The organism is Vibrio pomeroyi (assembly GCF_024347595.1).
GTDB lineage: Bacteria > Pseudomonadota > Gammaproteobacteria > Enterobacterales > Vibrionaceae > Vibrio > Vibrio pomeroyi.
The window spans coordinates 1,172,303-1,185,296 of sequence record NZ_AP025507.1 but is presented as its reverse complement, the minus strand read 5'-3'; the positions used below and the strand labels follow the sequence as shown (position 1 = coordinate 1,185,296).

Here is a 12,994-nt window from a genome sequence, read left to right as displayed (position 1 = left end):
ACAATTAATTGATGATTTTAAATATTATATTCAATAACAATTTATTGTATAGAAAAACGATTTCTTGAACGTAAATATTAATAAATTGAATTTGAAAAACAAAGACAAAATAACTATCTCGAACATAAGAAATAAAGTTAAAAACACTAGCAATTAAATCATAATACCTAGTCTAGATATTATTTTTAACGAAATATCAAATCTCAGTCAGATAAAAAGCCAAAAAAAACAATAAATTTAACCAATAAACAATAGTAAATTCATCACCGAATAAAAAACCAGTTATCAATTTTAGTATAATTGAGATATCCCATATACATAACGAATAGAACTAAAATGATAAATATTAACCTTTCCTCATTAATACAACGTCTGCATCCTATTGTAAAAGTCGCTTTGGAGGATGCCGCTGCATTAGCCGTATCGGAAAAAGCAAATGAAGTGCAAATTGAACACTATCTATTAAGCTTATTAGAAAGGCCAAATAGTGATTTTGATATCTTATTAAGTCATTTCGATTGTTCAGAGACCATTTTAAGGCAATCTATTCGTTCGACTTTAGATGCCAACACGACAGGTAACGGCAGCAAGCCCGTTTTTTCTTCGCTTTTAATCGAATGGCTTCAAGAAAGTTGGTTGGTCTCATCTTTAGACCTATCTGAAACTCAGATTCGCTCTGGTGCCCTACTTCTTACACTCGTGAGTAACCCACTACGCTATGGTCAGCACGGGTACGCTTCAATCTTAGATGGTGTAAACCCAGACACCTTAAAACGTAACTTTGCTGAACTCACAACAAACTCTCTTGAATCTTTAGCTACGACATCTGAAAAAACAGACGTACGTGAAGATGGTTCTGCATTAAGTAAATTCACTACCGACTTTACTGGCAAAGCAAGAAAGGGCGAGATCGATCCTGTATTCTGCCGTGATCAAGAAATCAGACAAATAATCGACATCTTGGCGCGACGCAGAAAAAATAACCCAATCGCCGTAGGTGAGCCGGGAGTGGGTAAAACAGCGGTGGTAGAGGGTCTTGCATTAAAAATTACCGAAGGAGATGTTCCAGACTGTCTCAAAGGTGTTGAACTATATGGCCTAGACATGGGCTTACTTCAAGCCGGGGCAAGTGTTAAGGGGGAGTTTGAAAAACGGCTTAACGCGGTACTAGACGAAGTGAAGAGTTCACCGACTCCAATCATTTTATTTATAGATGAAGCTCACACTCTAGTTGGTGGAGGCAATCAAGCTGGAGGCAGTGATGCTGCAAACCTACTTAAACCCGCCCTAGCACGTGGTGAAGTAAAAACAATTGCAGCCACAACATGGTCTGAATACAAGAAATATTTCGAAAAAGATCCGGCTCTGGCGCGCCGTTTCCAACTGGTAAAACTTGATGAACCATCAGCGACTCAAGCTGCGTTGATCATCCGAGGTTTAAGACCGGCTTACGAAAAGTCACATAACGTGTACGTACGTGACGACGCAATCACTGCCGCGGCAAACTTAGCCGATCGTTACATCACTGGACGCCAACTGCCGGATAAAGCAATTGACGTGTTAGATACGGCTTGTGCTCGCGTCAATATTAGCCTTAATGCAACACCAGCACCTGTCGAAACATTGCATCAAGAAATTGCTGCTGCGAATCGCGAGCTCGAAGCTCTAGAACGTGACCAACTGCAGCAAACGGGTGACAAGCACAGTGCCGCTTTAATTCCTGATCTAAAACAGAAGATTGAGAAAGCCACCGAAGAACAAGCTGCCCTTCAAGTTCAATGGAAGAAAGAACAATCTCTTATTCAAGAGATCATTGAACTACGTAGCCATCTTTATAACCTAACTACTCCTTCAACTGAAGAAGACAGTGCTCCTAAAGCGGACAATGCGGTTCAAGATGATGACGTGTCAACAAGTGATAAACCTGATTGTCATGAATATTCTGAAGAGCAGACTCGCGAAGCTATTCAGTCTTGTAACGAACGTTTAGATAACGTGCGCGGTACCAATCCACTCGTTCACTATGAAGTGGGCCCCGACGAAATTAGTCATGTGATTTCTGATTGGACAGGCATTCCGATGGGTAAGATGCTTCAAGATGAGTCGCAAGCTACCTTAAACTTGAAGCAAAATCTAATTGAAAACATTAAAGGCCAAGAGTTTGCCATTGATGCGCTTGCTGAAGGTATTCAAACCGCAAAAGCAGGATTGGGCAACCCAGATGCACCAACGGGCGTTTTCTTGTTGGTTGGCCCAAGTGGTGTAGGTAAAACAGAAACCGCTCGCGCTATCGCTGATCAAATGTTTGGTGGTGAACGCTTCATGACAACCATCAACATGTCTGAATTCCAAGAGAAACACACGGTTTCTCGTCTTATTGGTTCTCCCCCTGGCTATGTTGGTTTTGGTGAAGGCGGAATGCTGACCGAAGCAGTACGTCAGCGCCCTTACTCTGTTGTACTTTTAGATGAAGTTGAAAAAGCAGACCCAGAAGTACTCAACCTGTTCTACCAAGTTTTCGACAAAGGTACGCTAAATGATGGCGAAGGTCGTACCATCGACTTCAAAAATACACTCATCATCATGACAAGTAACCTTGCGACTCATGAGATTGAGTCTTTAGTTCACCAAGCGAAAGACATTGATGCCAATATCGTCGCTGAAGCTATTCGCCCAACGTTGAATCAACACTTCAAGCCAGCCTTATTGGCTCGTATGTCTGTCTTGCCATTCCTTCCACTTTCTGACGCGGCGATGACTGACATCATCCATCATAAACTGAAGAAAGTGTCTGAGCGCCTGCAAAGCCGCCACAAATTGGCACTTTGCTATGGGGATAACTTAGTAGAATTCGTATTAGGAAACTGCCGTCTTGCAGAGACGGGAGCTCGAAATATTGATGCCGTAATTAACCGTCAATTATTGCCGCAGCTCTCGACTCAACTACTAGTGAATGACAAGGATGATTCACATACTCAAATTGACGTTTCTGTGGACGAGCAAGGAACTCTAACCTATGCGTTCAGCTAACCATAGTGAGCTTAGTAACGCCCTACTTGCGATCAGCCAATCTCTGGCTGATCGCAGCCAATTAGCTCAAACTTTGGATGCTGTTCTCACAGCAGCAAGGCAAATGACTTTCGCGAAACATGGCATCATTTATGTGCTTGACCAAACCGGTCAAGCCTTGATTCCGAGCACCGCGCACCACCATGAAAAAGTTATTACCTCACATCCTTGGGAGCCACTGCAGTTAGACACAGTAAGTGAAGCCGATCCATTCAATTTTGCCGTACGTAACGGCGAAGTTGTCTTGATCAATGAGCTATACACTTACAATGGTTATGACTGTGAAGGCATCTATCAAACCGAGCAAATGTTAGGTCTAAAAAGCAATAACTTACTTGCTTGGCCATTGATTGATGATGAAGGAAAAACCATTGGATTGTTGGTTTTACTCGATTTAAGTGTTATCGATAATGAAACCGCACTTACCGAGTTTTGCCGAATGGCGGCAAGTAATATTCGCCATGCCATTTGGTTAGAGCAATACGGACAAGTAATCAAGAGTTTAAACGCTGATAACCAAGCTTTAGTTCGTGAAAATACTCAGTTAAAAAAGCGGACAAAGAAAACCTATCAAGGTCCGATCGCTGAAAGTGAAGAGATGGTCAATGTATTGAGCCGACTTGATAAAGTACTCTCTTTACCTGTCGACGTCTTACTTAGAGGTGAGACTGGCGCGGGTAAAGAAGTCATCGCAAAATACATACACGAAAACTCGAATCGTTCAGACCAAGCATTAATCGTTCAAAACTGTGCCGCAATTCCTGAACAACTGCTGGAATCCGAACTTTTCGGACACAGAAAAGGGGCATTTACCGGTGCAGACAAGGACAAAGTTGGCTTATTTGAAGCAGCAAACGGTGGCACCCTGTTCCTAGATGAAATTGGCGATATGCCAATGCTACTTCAAGCTAAACTACTGCGTGTGCTGCAAGAACGTAAAGTGCGTCCTGTTGGTGCCAGCAAAGAAATTGAAGTGGATGTCAGAGTCATTGCAGCGACACACTGTAATTTAATGCAGCAGATTAAAGACGGTGGCTTTAGGGCCGATTTATTCTATCGCTTGAATGTTTTCCCTATCACTTTACCACCACTGAGATCCAGACAAGCGGACATTATCCCACTTGCTGAGCACTTTGTTCAGCACACCACGACGATGTTAGGCTTGCCTCAATCACCAGGCTTGAGTGCTAATGTGAGAAACCAACTGCTCGCTTACCCTTACCCGGGTAACGTGCGTGAGCTTAAAAACATCATCGAACGCTCGGTTCTGCTTTCCGATTTCGAAACCATTACTCAGATAGAGTTTGGTGAACAGATCCCTGAAGAGGTAGAACACCGTAAAGTCGTTGCTCCAGTTACATCGGCAATACAGCCCACGTTTGAACCTGAACCTCTAGGAGATGACGATGTCGCAGTTGGCCTAAAAGAGGTCGTCAGCCAGTACGAACGTACCGTAATTATTGACTGCTTAAACTCTTGTAATTGGCACACGAAACGAGCGGCTGAACAACTTTCACTGCCGTTAAGTACACTTAATCACAAGATGAAGAAATACGATATTTCTGCGGCAGGTTGAGTTAAAGAGAAAACAATCACAGCAGAGTATTTCAGTCATTCTGATAGAAATAAAAAAACCGCCCGAAGGCGGTTTTTTTTATTTTCCATCAAGCAACCACTTTTTAAGTATTTGCTCTCGTTTCTCAGATAGCGGCATTTCCTTAGCTGCAGAGTAATCTTTCATCACAGGTTCCGCATTCATCCAAACACTCAAAGGGGTAGCTTTATGCGATATCTTGCTATGAGTTGAATTTGCCATATTAGAATCAGCATCGTCAGTCGTTCCCGAAGTATATTCAGAAATGGAGTTAAACTCCTTTTCATTCATTTCATACCATTTTGCGTTGTAGTGGATCTCCCTTGAATTGAACAACGTTGGCGCTGTTGTATCAACAGCTCTTACAGGAAGCTTCTGTGATGAGGCATTTAAAGCTAGTCCAGCTTTTCCATCTATGTCGACGCTAATAAATGGCTTTTCATTTGTGCGCGCTATAAACGGTCGTAAGCCAACCATCTCTTTTCCTGCTGCATTAGTGTACTTCAACGAAATTTCGACTGCATATAAATCAGTATCCACAAAGTCAGGTGTAAAATCGAATAAACCACCATCCTTAACCACGAGATCACTTACAAGCTTACTCATATGGATAGAAAGATGATCCGATACGTCATTTAGGCTTTGTGGTATTAATTTAGGTTTGAATGACATCTCTTTCTTCTCAAGGTTCACTTCGACCTTTCCTAATGGATACAAGTCGATGTCTTGATGTTCAAAATTGTAGAAGCCTTCTGCGTCGTTTGCTTTCAGACGAATATCCACGGGTAAACGGTGAGGATCAAACCCTCCTCGTTCAAGTGTTTGTTCAACATTTTCAACAGATTTTGTACTGACGATGAGCAACAACTTGGTTGCTTTTTCAGAAGTATCATAAGATGGCTGCTTCTTCGTCCAGCCAATCGCTTCCATTTTATCATCGTGCTCACTACCAGGGATCAGACTCTTCACGCTAGCGTCATAAATATATAAGTTTGCTTTGACGTCTGAAAATAGCTCTGGATACTCGACTGCCTTTTTTCCCGTTCTGGCTAAAAAAGTCTTCTCATACAAGAACTCATGCTCTTTAGACATAGTTAAGTTAAAGATGGATGCCTTATTCGTGCTAGAAGTAATCAGCTTACCGTCTTGAGTTTTAAATACGAGTTCTCTTTTGTATGTTAACTTTGATTCCGTTTTACTCACATTTGGTACACCCACCTCTAGCAAATAACGCATTACGTAAGCTGTTGATTGCTGGTCATCCACCTGCCCGAATACTGACTTCCACTCTTTGCTACCGTAATCATCAGCAATAGGCTTGATACCATTAACAATGTTACATCCAAAGTAATACGTAGGGCTTACAACAACACCGTATAATGACGCATCCGTCTCTATCATTTGTTTTTCTGCTAAATGCGATCTCTCAGTTTCAACTAATGATTCAAGTGCAATTTCACGAACATATTCAGTAGTGTAAGATCCAAAATCATCAAAAAATCTATTTTGTCTCACTGGTCTAACACCCACAGGAACAAGAGTAAGCAAACCTTCTTGTTTGAACTTGCTCAGCGTTTCGTCTTTCATATCAAGAATAACAAGTACTCTAATTGGCATAGTCGGTGAAATTGTCTTACCTTGATTGACAAGTTTTTCAAGCGGATGCCATTCATCATCGACCTTAACTGAAACTATATGGCCTAAAAACATCGATCTATTGAGCTTAGATAAATCCGGGGCTTTTAATAGAGACTTTAGCTTAGTTAAGCTAGAGTCAGCTATGGTATGTATTGGACAGAATTTCTGATAAACCTGCGATTGTTCAAGTGCTTCCTCCCCCGTCTTTGACTGCTTTGCTCGATAGGTAACATAGCTCGTCATAGCAGAAAAGCTCAACACACTTTCTGAAGCACTGCGATAAATGTTCTTTGTCTCCAGCCAAGCTTCATCAAGATGGAATGAAGGAAGCCAAGTGCCTCCCAGGTCCCAATCATCACTTAGAAGATAGGTCTTTATGTAGCCTTCAATATCAAGATCTCTTTGCCCTGATGTTAAGTGACTAACCGCGTGATACTCCGACACATAATTGAGCGCGGCCGTTTCTTTATTCATTTGAGCTTCAAGAAGTAGCAACCGTAACAGCCCATTGAGTGCGATAGCACGTTTGATATATGCCTTGCCAAGGACACTTAACTCATTGAACGCGGGCAAATCACGATAAAGTAGCGCTTGTCCAACAACGTCAAATTCAGAGAAACGTTTCTGTTTTTCTTTATATTCTTCTAGCTCTTTATTGAGAATTTTTGCTGCGCCATTCAAAGTAGAAACTAAGGTTTCACCTGACCAATACAACCCATAAGCTAAAGCCGCTCCCGGGCCCAGCATTGGCGCGGCAAAACCTAGTGCAATGTCAAATGCTTGACCAGAAAACTTCCAAATCTCCTCATGGACTTTCATTTCCGCTAAAACCGCTTTTTGGCGATTTTTCTCAAGTGCTAACAGCCAACTTCTACAAGCTGGGTATTCGAAAGCGGAGTTAAGATAAAACTTCATTTCCGCTCGACGGCTTAAATGCCTATTACGCGTATCATTATCAGCAAAAACGCCTTTCCCGAGCGCGGAAATACGATGCTCCCACTTAATAGCATCTGCACCAAGCTCTTCTAAAATTGAAGATTTAAGCGCTGCAGCACGTTTTTCTGACAGTTTAGTATTGTATTCCACCAAGCCGATATCACACGTATAACCTTCAACGTTCAACAACATTTCCGATTCTGTGGCACTCAGATACTTTGCCACTTTTTTTACTAGGTCCTTATCAGAATCGGCAAGTTTATCATTCGCACTATCAAATTCGAAAAGCAGCGTGAGATAGCTTGCCTCGCCTTCTTTAGCCTGTTTTTTTTGTGACAACGATTGACCATTTAGTAATACTCTGTGACGTACACTTTCATCAGAGAATGCTTCAAGGAGCGCTTTTTTATGTTCCGCTTCAGACTCAAGCAAAACCTGACGATCATTTTCATCACTCAGTGAAAGCGTAGAGATAACCGATTGTGTTTTCTGTCCATATTCTTTTGACTTATCGATATAGGCATTAAACGCCGTCTCAGAATTCTCAACACCTTTTGGGATTTCAAGACCGCTAGAAACAAGCTGCGCAAAACCGAAAGGCTTATCAAGCACATATTCAATAGCACGAACGCCCGGCTTTAAAGGGGTTAAGATCTTATCGTCAACCTTATGCCAAAAATGCTGTAACGCTGGTGGAATCGTATAAACGCTCGGTAAGGCATTCCCAAGGTGATTTGACCAATTGAGGGCATTCGCTAAATCAGTGATCGGTGCAAGTATACCTTGCGCTGGTTGCTTGAGCGTTTGCGCAAAATCTAAGAATCCCTTAGCTTTAGCATCAATACCGACCGCGAGTTTTAACGCATTTAAAAGTTCATCTCCAGCTTGCTCCTTATTCAAACTCGCGCTGAACGCTTTATGGACCGTCGTCATACTGAATGGGTCCATTACGCCTGACGCTGAAGCTTCGATAACCCCTTTATAGTTCCCAATGGAGTTAAGTATATTAATTGACGGTTGAACACCTCTCGCGGCTTTGTTTTCGCTAGTGTAAGGTAGATTTTTACTCCAATCGAGCCACCCCTTAAACGTGTCTGGGGCATGTTGAAACAGTGACTCTTCAACAGAAATAGGATCACCAGACACGACGGTGCTGCGCCCTGCTATTGAATAAATCGGCAGGTGTAATACTTGTTCAGACAAAGAGTAGCGATTGTTTGGGAGGTTTAACTTAGCAACCTGGGCCATTTGACTATCTGAAGGTTCAAGTAATGAATCCCAATATCGCTTGATTCCTTCTAAATCTATATCAAAGCGGACTAATTGCTTAATCTGTTCATCATCGTCTAGATGACCGCCCGTGATCCAAAATGTGGCGACATATTGAGTCACCTCTTCTGCATCCTGAGCGTCACTCGCTTGGTTGGCAATATCAAAATATGTTATCGGCCTTACTCGGCTGGTGATTTTATTACCTATATCCTCAGCATCCCCCTTGATGATTAAGTTTTCTGGTTGTCCAGACAAAGTAACTTCCGCGCCCTCAAAATAGTCGGCTGAAAAGAATAAACTGATGGTCCAAACTTGAGGAATGCGCAGATAATAAAAGTTATGTTTATAGTTTCCGCTATAAATTTGTTCATACAGGCGTTTATACGCCCCTTTTTTCTGCCCAAACTGCGCTTCTGCCGCTTCTGCTTTATGGATAAAAAACTCGGCTAATTCGGGCGCTAAAAATCGCCTCTCGGCTGCATCCTTACTCAAATCATCTATGATTTGCCAGTGTTCGACGGAGGACAAGCGGATCTCTTTTCCTTGCGAGCTGACTACTTCTTTAGCTAATTTAGCTAATCTTTCCGGCCAAGTTGTATTTTCAGACATTACCGCTGCGGGAATTAAGTAAGGTGGAATATAGATGGGTCTTAACTTATCTGTCGTGCTAGAAATCAAAAGTGGCGTAGAACCAAGCTTGTTCCCAACAAGCTCATTAACGGATTGAACCTTGGAATTCCAACCTTGTAACCGACCTGATGAGTCACTGAAGTATAATGGTGACTCATTCTTACTGCTGCTACCGTCCGCAGCTTGAACAACTGCTAGTTCTGGTAGGGCTAGCGCAAAGCCAGGTAATGGATAAAGCCCATTGCCGTCAATTGCATCTCCAGTTGGTCCTACTAATTGCCCCATCAAATAGAGAGAGTGCTGTTCAATCTTAGCCCTAGTCATGATTACGCTCCTCTAGAACTGTTTTTGCTTTTTCGATGTCAGCGTAGGTTGGCAACGGGGAGAGTGACTCGCTCCAATTATCCGTCTCTTTATGCTCAATTACATAACGACTAAAACCAAAGCCATAGGCGGATTTTTTAACTCGTTCTCCATCTCTAAAACCTACGAACCCATATATCATGTCTGTAGTAGGGCTATTGTCGATCGGTTGGTGTAATACGCGGGTTATATTTCGGCCATGAACAGGGACGAACCACATGTCATTACCACTAAAAGCCAACAAATCCACTGTAGCTCGGAAGTTGCCCATTTTTTCAGATGGTCTTCCCGAATGGTATACCTTACCTCCTCCCTCGCCGCCAAGGCAGTAGAAGCCATCTCCATACGTGCCACCCCAGACATTACAATCGTAACTAATCGGAGTAAAATCACCGCGATCGATCAGTTTTAAGGTTTTGGCATCCAACACGAATGTATTACCACATTTGGGTACATCGCTCTCACCAAAAGTTTCGAGGTACTCTTCTTTCCTGCCTTTACAGCCAAACCCAGCCAATCCCGGTTCGTAACTAAAATAGATCGCTTGCTCTGACTGGCTCATATAAGGCTTGGCAAAAGAGGTCAAGTACTCTGCCCATGAACCATTCACATCGGTAAATTTAACTACCTCTTTGGTGTCTAGCTTAACCAGAAGAAGTTCATCTCTTTTTTTTACGACAACTTGCGTGCTGTCTGTATCCCACATAATATCGTGACGAGTTGAGCCATATTCCCCACTAATTTCAGTTATTTCACCACTACTTAGATCATACAGCACAGTGCTATCTTCCTGAGGGATAACAAGGTAGCGGCCGTTTGGCGATCGTGACATATATTTAGCATAATCAATCCCAGTATTAGGCGCGGGCGGCAATACCCCCTCAGGGATCAGCAATTGAGGGTTAGTACCATCAATGTTTAATGCCCAGTAACTGACCTTGGATTTGTCTTCGAGGTTTGCGACCGTAAACAGCACCTGAGGGAGTTTCACATTCTCAGTATTCCAATTTGCCACCTTTGGGTTATCCGGTATTTCAAAATCGTACTGGTGAAGCCAGGTTTTTGTTTTACCTTTGTATAAATCTAGGCGATCGGCCATGCTCTCTATTCGTGCTTTTTCATCAAAATAGGGTTTAGTAGCAATGTAACCAACACCTGCGGCGACAACAGTCATCAAACCCAAGCCGAGTAATATTTTCTTTTTCATTCTTAATCCATTTTCTAGTTGGGTTACAACGACCAATCCAGCACTAATGACTCAAAGCGTTGTTTTTCGTCTGCTGTCATACTTTTAGGCTTATCGTTTGGCTGAGCTTCAGGCGGATATTCAGTAGCGCTCTCAGGCTCAACAAACAAATCGTTATAAGTGACCTGATCATAAAGTACGTGACGACTATCAGGATCTTGATCATGTACAAGAGACATAGTAAAGATTCCGTCCGATGGTAGCCCGCTTAGTAACGCTTGTTGCCAATCGTGGTCTTCCCCTTCATAAAACTCTAAATCAAAAACATCTTTATAATCGCTATTGTGATCGATCACATAGAGTGAATTCAAAGCGGTAATGCCAGACGTACCGATATCAACCCGAAATAATAAACCATTGTTTTTTCCATCCACGTAGGCAATCACGGTATTACTCTGGTCATAGCTGCGTACTATGGCTTGCTGGCCGCTCAGCCATGGCATGTCGTCTTCCGTAACTTTGTGGATGGCGGCACTGTCTACATCAGAGGTGAATTCTTGTGCACTGAATGACTGTCCGTCACTGTAACTGCTTAATTCATCTAATGGTGTACTGGATTTCTCGAGCAAAGCTGCATCCGATTCTAATGCTTCAATTTGAGCAAAGCGCTTTTGTTTCGGTGAAAAAATGATCTTGAGCCCACTTTCCCCTTGTTGGACTTCACCCGATATTTTGTAAGGTGCCCAGAAATGCGCCATGGCAAAACCGCTTGTGCTTCTTTGTATTACCTGAGGTGTATCTTTTTTCTTTTCTTCTTGCTCTAGGGTACGGTAATACTCGACGTCAACATCTTGGTAGTAACCTTTCTCGTTTATGCCCATCTCTCGCCAAAGTTTCCCTTTCCAAAAGACATAAAGGAAACCACCACGCAGATCAGAAGCTTTTGCTTTGTCGTTGCTACCATCTAAGTAAGCCAATGGTCTCACAGGCACCAACACGTTATCCCATTCATCCATATGAGTTTCTTTATCAACGGGTTGCAGGCCTTTTGCGAGTTTAAGCAAGATTGGTTGAGGCTGGTCAGAACAAGGGATTTTGATGTAAAGCGTTTTGCCCTCAGTTTCGAGATCTTTAAATGTCGCGAGACTGCGGTGTTTATTTTCGGTATCGGCCTTGCCTACCGTGACTTTTTCTTTTTGAGCCTCAGTTTTACCCAACATCAAACATGCCGCATTGCTTGACCACTGGCCAGCAAATTCAACGACGATTTTATGCTCTGGGGAAGGTTCAACCGGCGAGAAGCTGTAGTGACGTGCCAAAGGTACATCATCGACAACTTGCTGGTAGTTGGCTTTGTGAACACGCTCTGAACTACTCTTACTAACCCTGTCGACATGTAACTTCAGCCTAGGGAAGCTTGCTAGTTGTTGACTCGTTAATGAACTACGTCTCACATTGGAAGAAAGACAAATCCAGTTCGCTTTTGCAAGTTCTACTCGAATAGCATTGAGCAGGCTGTGGACATTTTTTTTAGCCGACGCAGTAATCTGCTGAAGCAGAGTGCTTGGTAATTGAGCCAAGATGTCTTTAGGGGTGCGCGCGCGCGAAAATAGCCCAATACACTCATCCGGTGTTAAGACATATTGAAGGTCGTTCGTACTAAGAGACGAACTAGATATAAATTTGCAAACTAAGTGCATTTGGATTCTCCACAACCTACAGGTATATATAGTTGCGGTGATAACTAAGCTGATAAGGCTTAAAAAACGATTTGGTTAAAGAAATTCTACGCGTAATGGTTATAAATTTCAATAGATTAGAAGGAGTATTGCCAAAAACTATAACACTAGCAATAAAGCCAATTAAACAGGATAAATAGTCATTTCGCCTAACCAACTAAAAAGGGAAACCAACTTCAACGGATATCACATAATGATCATTTCATTGCGTACTTAAGTAAATACTAACGAGACCAAACACGCATATCTGGTGGAAGCATTTCATCGATTTTGAAGGTTATATTGAGCATTTTCTCCCCTGTAGAAGAGAAAAAAAGTGGGAATAAATTCCCACATAAACTTAGCCAATATAAATAGGATTTATTTTGGAACACTAAATTGGCTTAAAAGGGTGATACTAAAGTACCAAAATGCAGAACACCACATCAAATAACGATGTGATATAAACACTATATATATTATGCATTTAATATCAAGATGGCACTTTTATAGAGATAACACCAAAAACTACTATACAAAATATCTATGCAATTGCCATTCTGATGGCATCACCAGTTATATTAGTTA

General features: G+C 42.2%; 4 protein-coding genes and 2 pseudogenes. 3 read left to right on the top strand and 3 right to left on the bottom strand.

The genetic code is table 11. The features are described from left to right. Positions 1 to 336: 336 nt before the first annotated feature. The 3 genes and pseudogenes from tssH to OCV12_RS24985 form a co-directional block, all read left to right on the top strand. Positions 337 to 3,030, top strand: coding sequence for a type VI secretion system ATPase TssH (gene tssH, locus OCV12_RS21245; protein WP_261886055.1), 2,694 nt, complete (start codon positions 337 to 339; stop codon positions 3,028 to 3,030). Beyond that, positions 3,017 to 4,397: pseudogene (locus OCV12_RS21240) on the top strand (sigma-54-dependent Fis family transcriptional regulator); the annotation flags it as partial. The gene tssH and the pseudogene OCV12_RS21240, both read left to right, overlap by 14 nt. Before the next feature lie 83 nt (positions 4,398 to 4,480). Then, a pseudogene (locus OCV12_RS24985) lies at positions 4,481 to 4,645 on the top strand (helix-turn-helix domain-containing protein); the annotation flags it as partial. A 78-nt stretch (positions 4,646 to 4,723) separates the two neighbouring features. On the opposite strand, the gene OCV12_RS21235 reads toward OCV12_RS24985, so the two are convergent. Genes OCV12_RS21235 through OCV12_RS21225 form a run of 3 tightly spaced genes read right to left on the bottom strand, consistent with a single transcriptional unit; the run spans position 4,724 to position 12,388 of the window. Continuing rightward, positions 4,724 to 9,463 (bottom strand): OmpA family protein, encoded by a 4,740-nt coding sequence (locus OCV12_RS21235; RefSeq protein ID WP_261886053.1) that lies wholly within the window; start codon positions 9,461 to 9,463, stop codon positions 4,724 to 4,726. Beyond that, positions 9,456 to 10,709 carry a hypothetical protein gene (locus tag OCV12_RS21230; RefSeq protein WP_261886052.1) on the bottom strand — a complete coding sequence of 418 codons (1,254 nt, stop codon included), beginning with the start codon at positions 10,707 to 10,709 and terminating at the stop codon, positions 9,456 to 9,458. Before OCV12_RS21230 ends, OCV12_RS21235 begins: the two co-directional genes overlap by 8 nt. 23 nt (positions 10,710 to 10,732) lie before the next feature. Next, the gene (locus OCV12_RS21225) at positions 10,733 to 12,388 is read right to left on the bottom strand and encodes a hypothetical protein (protein ID WP_261886051.1); all 1,656 of its coding nucleotides are present in this window, start codon (positions 12,386 to 12,388) and stop codon (positions 10,733 to 10,735) included. Between the last annotated feature and the right edge of the window lie 606 nt (positions 12,389 to 12,994).